This is a genomic window from Kibdelosporangium philippinense (assembly GCF_021390435.2).
Classification (GTDB): Bacteria; Actinomycetota; Actinomycetes; order Mycobacteriales; family Pseudonocardiaceae; genus Kibdelosporangium; species Kibdelosporangium philippinense.
The window spans coordinates 2,814,391-2,826,565 of sequence record NZ_JAJVCN010000001.1; the positions used below are offsets into that span (position 1 = coordinate 2,814,391).

General features: G+C 63.8%; 16 protein-coding genes and 2 pseudogenes. 9 read left to right on the forward strand and 9 right to left on the reverse strand.

Annotated elements, in window-relative coordinates; genetic code table 11:
* Nucleotides 1–5: 5 nt before the first annotated feature.
* The gene (locus tag LWC34_RS12845) at nt 6–470 is read right to left on the reverse strand and encodes a hypothetical protein (protein WP_233725278.1); all 465 of its coding nucleotides are present in this window, start codon (nt 468–470) and stop codon (nt 6–8) included.
* A gap of 627 nt (nt 471–1,097) precedes the next feature.
* Here LWC34_RS12845 and LWC34_RS12850 point away from each other — a divergent pair.
* From LWC34_RS12850 to LWC34_RS12860, 3 genes are read left to right on the forward strand one after another with little or no spacing between them, the layout of a single operon-like run.
* Nucleotides 1,098–1,445 carry a GNAT family N-acetyltransferase gene (locus tag LWC34_RS12850; protein WP_233725279.1) on the forward strand — a complete coding sequence of 116 codons (348 nt, stop codon included), beginning with the start codon at nt 1,098–1,100 and terminating at the stop codon, nt 1,443–1,445.
* Between the two features lie 24 nt (nt 1,446–1,469).
* Nucleotides 1,470–2,087 carry a GNAT family N-acetyltransferase gene (locus LWC34_RS12855; RefSeq protein ID WP_233725280.1) on the forward strand — a complete coding sequence of 206 codons (618 nt, stop codon included), beginning with the start codon at nt 1,470–1,472 and terminating at the stop codon, nt 2,085–2,087.
* Nucleotides 2,088–2,100: 13 nt separating this feature from the next.
* The gene (locus LWC34_RS12860) at nt 2,101–2,952 is read left to right on the forward strand and encodes an aldo/keto reductase (protein ID WP_233725281.1); all 852 of its coding nucleotides are present in this window, start codon (nt 2,101–2,103) and stop codon (nt 2,950–2,952) included.
* A 613-nt stretch (nt 2,953–3,565) separates the two neighbouring features.
* On the opposite strand, the gene LWC34_RS56840 is transcribed toward LWC34_RS12860, so the two are convergent.
* Nucleotides 3,566–4,564 (reverse strand): MFS transporter, encoded by a 999-nt coding sequence (locus LWC34_RS56840; protein WP_372496475.1) that lies wholly within the window; start codon nt 4,562–4,564, stop codon nt 3,566–3,568.
* A pseudogene (locus LWC34_RS56845) lies at nt 4,459–4,998 on the reverse strand (MFS transporter); the annotation flags it as partial. The pseudogene LWC34_RS56845 and the gene LWC34_RS56840, both read right to left, overlap by 106 nt.
* A gap of 230 nt (nt 4,999–5,228) precedes the next feature.
* On the opposite strand from LWC34_RS56845, the gene LWC34_RS12870 reads away from it, so the two are divergent.
* Nucleotides 5,229–6,110 carry a hypothetical protein gene (locus tag LWC34_RS12870; RefSeq protein ID WP_233725282.1) on the forward strand — a complete coding sequence of 294 codons (882 nt, stop codon included), beginning with the start codon at nt 5,229–5,231 and terminating at the stop codon, nt 6,108–6,110.
* A 419-nt stretch (nt 6,111–6,529) separates the two neighbouring features.
* Here the strand turns inward: LWC34_RS12870 and LWC34_RS12875 are convergent, their stop codons facing one another.
* From LWC34_RS12875 to LWC34_RS12895, 5 genes are all read right to left on the reverse strand, one after another.
* The gene (locus LWC34_RS12875) at nt 6,530–6,838 is read right to left on the reverse strand and encodes a class III lanthionine synthetase LanKC N-terminal domain-containing protein (protein WP_233725283.1); all 309 of its coding nucleotides are present in this window, start codon (nt 6,836–6,838) and stop codon (nt 6,530–6,532) included.
* A 185-nt stretch (nt 6,839–7,023) separates the two neighbouring features.
* A complete protein-coding gene (locus LWC34_RS12880) occupies nt 7,024–7,356 on the reverse strand; it encodes a YnfA family protein (protein WP_235728812.1) in 333 nt (110 codons plus the stop codon).
* Between the two features lie 10 nt (nt 7,357–7,366).
* Complete coding sequence (locus LWC34_RS12885; RefSeq protein ID WP_233725284.1) at nt 7,367–7,786, reverse strand: MerR family transcriptional regulator; 420 nt, start codon at nt 7,784–7,786, stop codon at nt 7,367–7,369.
* Complete coding sequence (locus tag LWC34_RS12890) at nt 7,783–7,974, reverse strand: hypothetical protein (protein WP_233725285.1); 192 nt, start codon at nt 7,972–7,974, stop codon at nt 7,783–7,785. Before LWC34_RS12890 ends, LWC34_RS12885 begins: the two co-directional genes overlap by 4 nt.
* A gap of 48 nt (nt 7,975–8,022) precedes the next feature.
* On the reverse strand, nt 8,023–8,391 hold the full coding sequence (locus LWC34_RS12895) for an ArsR/SmtB family transcription factor (protein WP_233725286.1): 369 nt from the start codon (nt 8,389–8,391) through the stop codon (nt 8,023–8,025).
* Nucleotides 8,392–8,460: 69 nt separating this feature from the next.
* On the opposite strand from LWC34_RS12895, the gene arsM reads away from it, so the two are divergent.
* From arsM to LWC34_RS58790, 4 genes and pseudogenes are all read left to right on the forward strand, one after another.
* Nucleotides 8,461–9,210, forward strand: coding sequence for an arsenite methyltransferase (gene arsM / locus LWC34_RS12900; RefSeq protein WP_233725287.1), 750 nt, complete (start codon nt 8,461–8,463; stop codon nt 9,208–9,210).
* Between the two features lie 36 nt (nt 9,211–9,246).
* Nucleotides 9,247–9,729 (forward strand): arsenate reductase ArsC, encoded by a 483-nt coding sequence (locus tag LWC34_RS12905; protein ID WP_372496476.1) that lies wholly within the window; start codon nt 9,247–9,249, stop codon nt 9,727–9,729.
* A 219-nt stretch (nt 9,730–9,948) separates the two neighbouring features.
* Entirely contained in the window at nt 9,949–10,098 is a 150-nt protein-coding gene (locus LWC34_RS12910) for a glycosyltransferase family protein (RefSeq protein ID WP_233725288.1), read from the forward strand.
* A 391-nt stretch (nt 10,099–10,489) separates the two neighbouring features.
* A pseudogene (locus tag LWC34_RS58790) lies at nt 10,490–11,068 on the forward strand (transposase family protein); the annotation flags it as partial.
* A gap of 40 nt (nt 11,069–11,108) precedes the next feature.
* Here LWC34_RS58790 and LWC34_RS12920 read toward each other — a convergent pair.
* Entirely contained in the window at nt 11,109–11,291 is a 183-nt protein-coding gene (locus tag LWC34_RS12920) for a hypothetical protein (RefSeq protein WP_233722972.1), read from the reverse strand.
* A gap of 99 nt (nt 11,292–11,390) precedes the next feature.
* On the opposite strand from LWC34_RS12920, the gene LWC34_RS12925 reads away from it, so the two are divergent.
* Entirely contained in the window at nt 11,391–11,885 is a 495-nt protein-coding gene (locus LWC34_RS12925) for a transposase (RefSeq protein ID WP_284051441.1), read from the forward strand.
* Nucleotides 11,886–12,175: the final 290 nt, after the last annotated feature.

A 12,175-nucleotide genomic window follows, 5' to 3' on the forward strand; every position in this document is an offset into this window, starting at 1 on the left:
GTTTGTTACTCCTCGTTCAATGAGTGACTGAATGGCACGGTCAGGCGCCATCTTGAGTCGACGAGTGGTGAGCGTGGAACCTCGAATGTCGTGCTCCACACCATCGCGGTGGCGCTTCCATCGGAGAAGGTCAATGTCAGCTGGTACCACCGCGCGGCAGCCTCGTCGTGGCTGCGTCCGGAGAGGTGCAGGGCGCCAGGCAGGGAACTCAACAAGACCGAGTTGATGTTCAGCTCAAGATGTTCTGCCGCCGGAATCTCCGCGGTGGTATGAGCGCCTTTTCCAGACTTGCCTGTGGTGGCGAGCATGATTTCCATCTCGCTGAGCACGCACGCACTGATCGACAGTTCCAGGTGCGAGAGGCGGTCGGGCTCGTGGTCGCTGCCGTCCGCTGTGATGATGGCCGAGGACAGTTTCAATGGACGACTGCCGACCGGCGAACCCGGCGTGGAGCCCGGCTGCTCATGCACCGTTACGTCCGGCCATGACGCCGCCCCATGCCGCTACTCCCGCCGACAACGATGACCTCGCGGCCTTCGAGGCTTGCCCTCACGAACCCTTCCTTCCCCGCACAACTGGGCGAACTTGACTTGGTGACTTGCGGATGTCCACAGTGGACGCCAGGTGGGTCCTGAGCAACACGTTCGCGGGGCCCTGCGGGCGACACCCGGTCAGTCGAAGCGCAGCATAACTGAACTAAAAAGTCCAAGTAAAGTCACGGTGAGTCCGCCTCGGCCGGGTGGAAGACCGGCCAGGCGGCCGGGGTGGTCGGATCAAGCCGAGTCTTGTCGAGGTCGTGCGCGCCTATGGCGAGAACCTGCCATCGATGACCCCGTCCGTGCACCCGTCGCCGCTGGACTCTCGATGGCGGGCCGCGGATCTGTGGTGTGACGCCGAGGTCGTCCCCGTGTTGGTGTCCAGGGTGATCTCCAGCCGGTTGTCGACGCGTTCCTCTGGTTTCCGAGGTCCAGTTCGTTCGCGTTCATCTACCGCAGTGCCGCTCTGTCCCATTTGACATTGGCCTGTAGAGCGGGTGCAATAAGGACTGTAAAGTCCATTTAAGATCCCGCTGCTCACGGAACATCAGGAGAACCCAAGTGATCCCGGAGATGGATGTCCAGAAGAACGGCGACAGCGGGTCGTACGACGCCGTGGTCGACGGACAGGTTGTCGGCATGATCGTGTACCACATACCGCGAAACGGACAACGTGTGACGCTCAGTCACACGATCGTCCAGCCTGAGTACCGCGGCCGAGGGATCGGAACCCGGCTCGTCAAGCACGCTCTTGACGACATACGAGCTCAAGACCTGAAGCTCACCAACTACTGCGGCTTCGTGGCGGACTACATCGCAGACCACCCTGAGTACAAGGAACTCGTCGACGGTCGCTTTCCGGGCCGAGCGACGGTACCCGACCGTGCACCCCGCGAACGCGCGAACTGACAGCCGACTTGGAGAGGCACAGCGATGACTCGGGGCTCGCATTCGGTCGACATCGACGGTGCACTGATTCGGACCGCGCGCCTGCGACTTGCTCCGTGGACGATGGCCGATGTCGAAGCGGCCCTTGGCATCTTCGGTGACGGAGAGATCGCTCGATGGTTGGCGCCAGCCATGGACCGCGTTTCGGACGTAACTGCCATGCGGCATCTGGTTTCCAGGTGGGTCGCGGACAGTGCGGCCATCGAGCCGCCAGTCGGCCGTTGGAAGATCACTGACCTCGCCATCGGTCACACGATCGGCGCGGTTTCCTTGCTGCCGTTGCCTCCCGACGACGTCGACTTCGAGATCGGTGTCCAGATTGCTCGGAGCTGGTGGGGGAATGGCTACGCCGGTGAAGCCGGCGACGCGATCGCTCACTATGCCTTCGACGCCGGCGCCGACGAGGTCTTCGCCGTCTCGCGTCCAGCGAACCAACGCGCCGCGGCGGCCGCCCGGCGCATGGGGATGGACTGGGTCGGACAAACCGACAAGTACTACAGCACGAGACTCGACGTTTTCCGTTTGCGCCGATACGACCTGGACGTACCGGCGGTTGCGGCGGCGCCCGAAGCCGAGCGGACAGATGAACTCACTGACATCTGACCCTGGAGGAGCCATGACGCTGCCCGATCGATGCGGGACGTTCACGATCGGAGGGCGCCCGATCACCCGGCTCGGACTCGGGACCGCGCAGATGAGCGAGTCCGGTGTGTGGAGCCATCCGAAGAACGCCACCGAAGCGGCAGGGGTGCTCAAGCAAGCGCTCGATCTTGGCGTGAATCTCATTGACGTCGCCGAGTCGTCCGGCCCGTTCGACTATGAAGAGCTCATCGCGCAAGCGCTGAACCCGTACCCGGACAACGTCCTGCTGATGGTCAAAGGCGGGCTGCTTCGATCACCGGAAGGGCAGTGGGAACCGGTGCCGCGGCCTTCGTTCCTCCGCAAACAGATCGAGACGCGGCTGTGGTTCCTGAAGCTCCAGCGCATACCGTTGTTTCAGTTGCACGGATTCAGTCCATTCGCTCCTATCGCTGACCAAATGGGACTGCTCACAGACCTGCAGCGCGAAGGAAAGATCGGGCAGATCGGGCTGGCGGAGGTAACAGTAGCCGAACTGGCGGAAGCGCGAAAATTCGCCGAGATCGCAACGGTTCAAGCGGAATACAACCTCATCAACCGGGCCGCCGACCCGTTGCTGGACTACGCGGAAGCGGCGAACATCGGTTTCATACCATGGCTTCCGTTGGCCACCGGAGCGCTGGCCAGCCAGGACGGCCCGCTGGCCGAGATGGCGCGACAGCGTGGTGTCACACCTGCGCAGCTCGCCCTCGCGTGGCTCTTGAAACGCTCGCCCGCGATGCTTCCCACCCCTGGAACCCTGAGCATCCAGCATTTGAACGACAACGTGTCCGCTGTGGACATTCCGTTGGAGGATCTGATGGCTCGTCTCACATCGTTGACCATGTAACCGAGCCGTCAGTCTGTCCATAATGGACTATTGATCGCCACCTGCGTCACACCTATCGCACATACCACACCTGTTACCCACGTTGATGCCGTGAAGGTCACCTTGACGGCGTTGAACGCGCCGAACCTTCCCCTCGCACCGGCCTGCCGCCCGCACGGCGCGGCGGCACGTCGGCGTGACCGCGGCCATGGCGGCCTCCGCGCTGTGTCGCCAGGAGAACGTGCGGGTCACCTGCCTGAACACCGGTCCGGCAACGCCCGATCGGCAAGCTTGAAAATCCTGGCAGTGGCCGTCAACGCCTCTCACGAACAGTCGCGGGCGTGACCAGCGCTGGAGGGCCCAGGAGGCGGCCCTCCCGCCCTGGGAATGCCTCATTCAGGGGGCACTCGGATCACCTCGGATTGATCGTGGCCAGCGGAGACCGGCTCCGCCGAACAAACGCGGCAACGTCTGAGCCGGAGGCGGCAGGAAACGACGTCCTCGTTCAAGTTCATGTGTCGCGACCCTTGATGATGCCGTCGCTGCCTTCAATCCGGCCGAGCGGGTCGAAGGAAAGACGATCATCCGCGTTCGCCCGTAAGGACTCCGGACGCGATGGCTCCTCAGGACGGTGTCACCGATTCGGCTCCATCACACTTGTAGCCTCGTCATACTCCGGCCCCTTCGCCTTTCCTGCAGCAGGCAGGGCAATCAGCAGCACAGCTGCTCCGAGGACTGTGATGACCGCGATCCAGCCCGCGCCGACGTGCATGGCATGGACAAACGCATTGTCAGCAGCCTGAGCAAGGGTGGGCTGGTGGATAGCGGTGGCGACGTGGCGGGCCTGTTCGGCGGACACTCGCGCCTGATCCCGCGCTGGACCGGGCAAACCCGCCAGCGAAGGCTCGATCGCACGTCGGTACATGATCGACAAGATCGTGCCGCCCACCGCGATTCCGACCACACTGCCGGTTTGTCGCACGGTGTTGGTGACGGCCGATCCCGCACCGGCCTGTTCCAACGGCAGGTTGCTGATCAATGCCGCCGTGACCGGGCCGATCACCATGCCGATCGAGAGACCCTGGATCAGCAACAGGATCTCGATCCAGACGAGCGGAGTTTGCAGTCCGAGGAACCCGTATCCGCCCACGGTCAGCGCAGCCACGGTTAGCGCAGGCACGGTGACAACGCGGACCGACAGGCGGCGAACCAGGCGCGAGGCAAGGGGTGCCCCCGCGAGCGCGCCGAGTGCGGTCGGGATATTGGCCAAACCTGCCTTCATCGGCGAAAACCCCAGCGCGCCTTGCAGGTAGAACGCGTTATAGAAGGTGATGGCGGCAACGGAGAAGAGCAACAATCCGAGCGCCATATTGCCGCCACCGAATGTGCGTTGGGCGAGCAGTCGCGGGTCAAAACTAGGCACCTTGATACGCAGTTCGACGAGTACGAAAACGGCAAGCAGAACCAGACCGGCAACGATGTTGCGACCGGGACATTGATCAGAAACACCGAGCCCCACCAGAAATGATCGAGCAGGAACCCGGCCAGCACCGGGCCCGCGGCCATTCCGACACCGGCCGACGTCGAGAAAATGCCGATCGCGGCAGCCCGCGCGGGGCCGGTAAAGGTCCACATGAGGATGGCCAACATGGCGGGAGTGATCAGCGCGCTGCCCACCCCCATCGCAGCTCGAGCTGCGATCAGCTGGCCCGCATCGGTTGCGTACGCCGCCCACAGCGAGGACCCGGCGAAGATCGCCAACCCATTGGAGAACACGGTCCGGTGACCGAACCGATCGCCCAATGCGCCTGCGGTGAACATCAATGTGGCGAAGGTTAGAGTGTACGAACCAGTCGCCCATTGCAGCTCACCGGGATTGGCGCCCAGTCCACGGACCGGGTCTGCGAGAGTCTCCAACGCAGTACTCAGGACGGTATTGTCCAGCCAAATCAGCAGCGAACACACCATGAGAACGGCAAGAATCAACTGCTGCCTAAATTTCGGCAGCGTTGGCGGCGCGATCATGAACACCTTCGGATATCGATCGGCGGGAACCCGGACGACCATAAGTAAACGTCGAGACGCTGTCAAGCTTGGAATTTCTCGTCAAAACTGTTGCGGTCGAACGAAATATATGCCCTCGGTCGAATTTGTGGACCGAACAATTTTGTGCCCTCTCGTGGATTTGCGATTTGAAGGATTTCATGCCTTTCTCGCGTGGTCGAGTCGGTCATCAGCTTGACGCGCTCCCGGCTTTCATCTGGTGTGACCAGGGTGGTCGGAGTAGAACCAGAGGTATGCCCGAGTCCGGTCGGCGCCCTGACCCGCATCTCACGGTGAAGCGTGAGGTGCTGGTGCGGTATCTGGATGCGTGGACTCCGGCGGTGTTGCGGTCGCACCGCGGTGCCACCTTTGTCGAATCCGGGGCCAGTGTCTTCGTGGCGGACGCGTTTCGGGTTTTCAGTGAGTTCGCCGATCGCCTTGATGGACAGCGTTTGAACGTGGTCATCGTCGGGAGCGCGGCGGAGTTGGGGCAGGCGCCGGAGGGGATATCGGTGTGGTCGGTCGCCGATCCGGAGTCTCTCGCCGTCACCGGGCCCGCGCTGGCATATCTGGACGCTGTAGATGACAACGCGCTCACCGAGCAGGGCGTATGGCAGCTTGTCGCGTCGCTTGCGCGGGACAAGGCGCGGGAAGTGCTGCTCACCTTGCCGTCATCGGAGCGCGTGATGGATCACCGAAACGTGCTGCGGGATGCAGGGTTGTCGTACGTGGTCACCGTTGAGCTCGTCGCCGATCGTGGCCGGGACCAGCTGATGGTGTTCGCGACTGGGGATAGCAAGCACTTGGTGAACTTCAAGAACGAGCTATGGGCCGCTGACGAGTTCGCGGGGATTCGCTACCGCGATCCGCTCGACGCCGAGCACACGTCGATCGACATCTCGCTCACGCCACGCCTTCATCCGCTGCGCACGGCGTTGGTGGCGGAACTCGCGCGGCGGGGCAGTTGTACCGTCGCTGAGCTGCAGCGGCACACGTTGCTCGAGACGATCTACCGTCCCGCAGACGCCATCGGCGCGTTGACTATGGAAGTCTCGGCGGGTGGCATCACTCGGGAGCCGGAGAAAGGGCGTTTGACTCCACGTACCGTTGTCGGCTGTCGTGAAGGTCCTCGATAGGTAGCGTCAGATGACGTGCAGCAGTTGCTTGATCGCTTCGACGCGTGCAGGCCTGGGATGGGGGCGGTACGTTCGTCCGGCGTGTACACCCGCACGCTGACATCCGGCGCGCCTTGGTAGCCGGGAATGCCCACCTCCTCGACGCTCAGGCGCCGCTGCGACTCATATCGCGGGGCCGCGTCGAGAAACCGCTCAGTTAGTTCACGCACACCCTGGACGTCGGAAAGATCGAGAACCGGCAGCATGGGTGCTATCGCCGCCAACTCCGCGTCCAGAACGTAATCCATTGAACTTCCTTTGATGTCGCGGTGAGCCTTCCCCGTCGACAAACTACGCCGAATAATTCGATGTTCAGGTTTGGTGGCACGCAGCCGGGCAGATTGTTGCCATGGCAGCCCGGGCTGGCCGTGGTTTAGCGTTCAATGCCCCAGCAGGCACACATTGGTCACGGCCAGCCTTGCTTCACGATCCGCGGGTTTCAGGAGCGGTACAGCGTCAAACTTGGCAGCGCGGCCGCGTCCGAACAGCACATCGATGGCCAGCTGGAGAGTCCGCGGCGCGGCTTCGGCGGTGGCGGCGACATGCAGCTTCCAGCCCTGCGCCGGATGGCTCGCGCCAGATGGACGGATGTAGCACCACACGTCAGCGAACGTGATCTTGGTACCCGGGTGGTCAGGCAACCGGCTGCGCGGAATCCGTATGAATGCCGAATCGTCATCGATCGACATCGTCGGCAATTGTCCTTGCTTGTCACCGAAAAACTGGGGAAACCATCTGGCAGCACACGCCGGAAATGTCACTGCCCCGGCCGGTCGGTTGCGACCCGGCAATATTGTCGGCGAAGAAGGCAGGAACAAAGCTGCGAAGAAGGGTTTCAGGAGAGGCTGAAGAGGGTTTCCTCAAGGTATCCGAGCTATCCGCGGGGCGCGTACATGATCACGGCCACACCGATCAGGCAGATCGCGGCGCCGATGTAGTCCCATCGATCTGGCTGGAACTTGTCCACGATGATGCCCCAGGCAAGCGACCCGGCCACGAACACACCGCCGTAGGCGGCAAGGATCCGGCCGAAGTGAGCATCGGGTTGCAGCGTGGCCACAAAGCCGTACACACCAAGCGCGATCACGCCACCGGCGATCCACAGTAGACCTCGATGTTCCCGGATTCCTTGCCAGACCAGCCATGCAACGCCGATCTCGGCTAGTGCGGCCAGCACGAACAACACCAGCGAACGGACCAAGGTCATGATCCAGACATTAACCCACGATTCGAGCTGAATCGGCGAACGGTATCGGGCACGATGGCTCGTGCGAGCACGCGACCAGATCGTCGCAGCCAGCGGTGAGCGCCGCTCGCAAAGCGTCTCGGATAACGCCAAGGTCAACGATCTTCGCCTCGACCTCGGCCAGTTTGGCCGTCGCTCGTGCCTGCAATCCGTCTTGCGTCTGCCTGCGACGGCTTATTTCCAGCAGGTCACTGATCTCGTCCAAGGTGAACCCGAGCCGCTGCGCGGTTTTGATGACTTTCAGCACCGTCACCGTTTCAGGCGGATACATCCGGTGCCCGCCCAGCGTGCGGTCCGGTGTGGACAGTAGGCCGCGACGTTCGTAATAGCGCAAGGTTTGCGGGTTGACCCCGGCCGCCTCGGCGAGCTGCCCGCTACGCAGACCGGTCATGACGACATACCTGCGGCCGCGACAGCGCGAGCGACGGTCCCAGTTCCAGCCGCAGTTGGGTGAACTTCGGGCTGATGCAAGGCGCGGAGCGCGGCTGCGAAGAGCTGATCGAAGTCCGCTTCCCACAACGGTTGTTCCGCGATGGGCAGCGTGCACGCCTCGGGTGTCCATGTCTTTTCGGTGGTCATGTCACAACGGTAAGCCTGTACCCAAGTACCACATGCAAGCCCAGTCGATCAGATCGCGACTCGCGACCACTCGGTGGCCGGGCGGGCCAGTAGGGCGGCGAGTTTGTCGGTGACTTCGGGTCGCAGCCAGTAGTAGACCCAGGTGCCACGGCGTTCCGAGTCGACGAGTCCGGCTTGGCGTAGCAGTTTGAGGTGATGCGAGATCGTCGGCTGGGACAGGTCGAACGCGGGCGTCAGCTCGCAGACACAGACCCCGGCATCAGTCTCTGCGGCAGCGATCATGGACAGCAGCCGGAGACGGATCGGGTCGCCGAGCGCCTTGAACACCGCGGCCAGCTCAGTCGCTTGCTCCTCGTCGAGGGGAGCGGACTGCAGCCTCGTGCGGCAAGACCCGGTCTGCAGCTCCTGTTTTGACATCTTTCTATATTGACAGGCTTCGATGAAGGCGGCAACATGCATCGAAGACCATCGATATAGGGAGCTGGCGTGACTGAATCAATCGACCTTCGCGAAGTTGTCCGTACTCGATACGCCGCCACGGCGCTCAAGGTCACCGAGGGTGGGGGAGCCCGTTGCGGGCCGGAAGCGGTCGAGGTCGACGAGAACTTCGGGGCCACGCTCTATTCCGCCGCGGAACGTGACGCGTTGCCCGCGGAGGCGATCGCCGCGTCCCTTGGGTGTGGCAATCCGACCGCGGTCGCGGAGTTGCGTGCGGGGGAGCGCGTGCTTGACCTGGGCTCGGGCGGCGGGATCGACGTGCTTTTGTCCGCGCGCCGGGTCGGCCCGGCCGGCAAGGCGTACGGGCTGGACATGACCGACGAGATGCTCGCACTGGCGCTGGCCAACAAGGCCAAGGCAGGCGCCGAGAACGTGGAGTTCCTCAAGGGGACGATCGAGTCGATCCCGTTGCCTGCCAACACTGTCGACGTGGTGATCTCCAACTGCGTGATCAACCTGTCGACGGACAAGCCCGCGGTGTTCGCTGAGACGTTCCGGGTACTGACGCCGGGCGGCCGATTCGGAGTGTCCGACATCGTCGCCGACGACGATCTCACCGCCGAACAGCGGGCGGAGCGCGGCTCGTATGTCGCCTGCATCGCCGGAGCGCTGAGCTTCAGCGAGTACCGCGCAGGGCTGCAGGCAGCTGGGTTCACCGACATCGAGATCATCTCGACGCACGAGGTCGCCGAATCCATGCACTCGGCCATCATCCGCGCCACGAAGCCCGGAGAGTGACTTGACGCGGTGCCCGACCCGTGAGAATCGGCACGGATGAGGTCTTCGAGCAAGCCTTCCGTGACCTCGTCGACCGCGTTGAGCTACATCCCCTGGGAGACAACGATGCCTGACAAGCCGACCGTGCTGTTTCTCTGCGTGCACAACGCGGGTCGTAGCCAGATGGCCCTTGGGTTCTTCCAGCACCTCGCCGGAGACGGCGCGGTGGCGTGGTCCGGTGGCTCCGAACCCGCCGATGAGATCAACCCGTCCGCGATCGCGGCCATGGCCGAGCGTGGCATCGACATCTCTCGCGAATTCCCCAAACCCTGGACTCAGGAAACTGTGCAAGCCGCGGACGTGGTGATCACGATGGGCTGTGGCGACACCTGCCCGGTGTTCCCCGGCAAGCGCTACCTGGATTGGCAGCTCGACGACCCGGCGGGCAAGAGCGTCGAGGACGTCCGGCCCGTGCGTGACGAGATCGAACGCCGTGTGCGTGGCCTGCTCGAGGAACTCAATGTCCCCGCACTCGGCTGACCCACGACCTCACCGGACCGCCGCGAGCCGTTACCCGACCTGGGCAGGCGTTTCGTCTGGCCGGACGGGTTTCGTGCCCTGCGAATATTTCGCGCGAAATATGGACGAGCGGTCGACTTCGGCAAGGATCTCGAACCCTCGGCACGTCAGGGCGAGTTCTTCGGAGTCAGCCGGTGGAGCCCGGCCGACGCGGCTCGGCTGGCTTCGGCCATCGAGGAAATGCTCGCCGAGGGCAGGGTCGGTGACTGGTACGAGTTCGCGATGCGCCAGCTGGCTGTCGAAGGCGGGCTGGAGGTGCTGGATGCGACTTCCGACGAATGGGCGCAAGTCGATTCGGCCGAAGACATTCCCGTGGCGACGTTCAAGTAACAGGTGTGTGGCAAGTGGGACTCACGGGACGGCTAATTGTCCATTGTGGACCTTAAATGTCGGCGACAGCCGACCCTGCGCCGTTTGTGACTAGCTGGGACGTTTGAGTCAGTGGCAGTGGGACTGGGCTGCCAGGGCAAGAGTTGCGGCATAGCGTGGCGTTCAACGGCGTGAGGGCCGAGTTAGGCGCGTTCAACCTGGATTCACCGAAGATCTTGGTGGGTTGGTCGTGTCGTGAACGGGCAGATGCCCTCTGACTTGGGATGATTGTTCTTGCGACGGAACAACAAACCTTGAGTGAGAGGGCATCTGCTGAGTGAAAGCATCGCATACGCGTGGCGCGGTGTCGGTGAGGTTCGACGATCCGGGATTGGTGTCGCACGCGGGTGTGGTGGCGGTGATGCGGCTGGCCGAGGACGCGGGGTTGTCGGATCTGGCCGGTGAGCTGGTCCGGCTGGGTGGTCCGGTCGGGGCGAACGCGGGCGCGAAGATCAGCACGATCGTGGCCGGGATGGCCGCGGGCGCGGACTCGATCAGTGATCTGGACCTGGTGCGGCATGGTGGCATGGCGGGGTTGTTCACCGGGATCCGCGCACCGTCCACTGTGGGCACGTTTCTGCGCTGGTTCAGCATGGGTCATGTCGCTCAGCTGGAGAAACTCTCCGCCCGGCTGCTGGCCCGCTTGGCGGAGCTGACGCCGCTGCTGGCGGGGGCCGACCGGTTGGGGTTGCTGGATCTGGACTCGAAAATCAGCCAGGTCTACGGGCGGGGCAAAGACGGGGCCGCGTTCGGCTATACCGGGGTGTTGGGGTTGAACACGCTGGCCGCGACCCTGACCACAGCGGCGGGCAGGCCGGTGATCGTGGCGACCCGGTTACGGGGTGGCAACGCCGATACCCGCCGCGCGGTGAGCTCGCTGGCCCGGCGCGCGCTGGGCACCGCCCGCGCCGCGGGCGCGACCGGGCCGCTGCTGGTACGCGGCGATTCCGGGTTCTATGTCGGGGAATTGATCACGATGCTGGTGCGGGAAGGGGGTCTGGTTCTCCATCACCGCCCCACAACATTCCGCGATCCGGGAGGCGATCGACGCGATCAGCGAGCACGCCTGGCAGCAGCACACCTACCGCGACCCGGTCCTCGACCCGCACACCGGGCAGCTGATCCACACCGCCCAGATCGCCGAGACCAGCCATACCGCGTTCACCAACCCGACCGTCAACCCCGGCCAGAAAACCACCGCCCGGCTACTGGTCCGCCGGACCCGGATCACCACCCGCGACGAGCAGGGCGAGTTGTTCCCAGCCTGGCGCTACCACGCGGTGTTCACCAACCTCCCACCCGCCACCACCAGGCCCGACACCACCAGGCCCGACACCACCAGGCCCGCCACCACCAGGCCCGCCACCACCGAGCCCGACACGGCCGGCTTCGACACGGCCACCGCCTGGCGTCTGCACGACCAACGCAGCGGCGCGATCGAACACGTCTTCGCCGAACTCGCGGCCGGCCCGCTGGCCCACTTCCCGTCCGGACTGTTCGCCGCCAACGCCGCCTGGCTCTCCCTGGCCGCCCTGACCCACAACCTCCTACGCGCCACCGCAACCCTGGCCGGCCCCGCCCACGCCCGAACACGGCTGACCACCCTGCGCCGCCGGTTGATCACCATCGCCGCCCGCGTCACCCGCACCGCCCGCCACATCACCCTGCGACTACCACAAGACTGGCCCTGGGCCCACGACTTCACCCACCTGTTCACCACCATCCACGCCCCACCCCACCCCGCCTGACCCCCTACCCACCCCGCCTGACCAGGCCCAACCCGAAAGACCACAGTGGAAAAGCTGGGCAGACCAGCAACTCCCACACGACCACACCACACACCACCAGCCCACCACCACAATCACCCACCACCAAGATCACAAACCAAGATCAACGGTGAATCCAGGTTCAACACCGCGAGGGTAAGAAGACCTTCACGGCGTTGCATCCCGTGACAGGTGGGGCCGGTCGGGTTTCTGCTGTCTGGCAACAACTCTTACCAGTATGCCTTGAGGGGCAAAGAAAAACCCCGCCTGGC

What these genes read in the sequence shown, in the direction of transcription:
- LWC34_RS12855 (WP_233725280.1), top strand. Translation starts at nt 1,470, where the DNA reads ATGACTCGGGGCTCGCATTCGGTCGACATCGACGGTGCACTGATTCGG.
- LWC34_RS12890 (WP_233725285.1), bottom strand. Translation starts at nt 7,974, where the DNA reads ATGACCACCGAAAAGACATGGACACCCGAGGCGTGCACGCTGCCCATC.
- LWC34_RS12880 (WP_235728812.1), bottom strand. Translation starts at nt 7,356, where the DNA reads ATGACCTTGGTCCGTTCGCTGGTGTTGTTCGTGCTGGCCGCACTAGCC.
- LWC34_RS12860 (WP_233725281.1), top strand. Translation starts at nt 2,101, where the DNA reads ATGACGCTGCCCGATCGATGCGGGACGTTCACGATCGGAGGGCGCCCG.
- LWC34_RS12885 (WP_233725284.1), bottom strand. Translation starts at nt 7,786, where the DNA reads ATGACCGGTCTGCGTAGCGGGCAGCTCGCCGAGGCGGCCGGGGTCAAC.
- LWC34_RS12875 (WP_233725283.1), bottom strand. Translation starts at nt 6,838, where the DNA reads ATGTCGATCGATGACGATTCGGCATTCATACGGATTCCGCGCAGCCGG.
- LWC34_RS12905 (WP_372496476.1), top strand. Translation starts at nt 9,247, where the DNA reads ATGAGGTCTTCGAGCAAGCCTTCCGTGACCTCGTCGACCGCGTTGAGC.
- LWC34_RS12920 (WP_233722972.1), bottom strand. Translation starts at nt 11,291, where the DNA reads ATGGCTGGTCTCGGCGATCTGGGCGGTGTGGATCAGCTGCCCGGTGTG.
- LWC34_RS12895 (WP_233725286.1), bottom strand. Translation starts at nt 8,391, where the DNA reads ATGTCAAAACAGGAGCTGCAGACCGGGTCTTGCCGCACGAGGCTGCAG.
- LWC34_RS12870 (WP_233725282.1), top strand. Translation starts at nt 5,229, where the DNA reads ATGCCCGAGTCCGGTCGGCGCCCTGACCCGCATCTCACGGTGAAGCGT.
- LWC34_RS12910 (WP_233725288.1), top strand. Translation starts at nt 9,949, where the DNA reads ATGCTCGCCGAGGGCAGGGTCGGTGACTGGTACGAGTTCGCGATGCGC.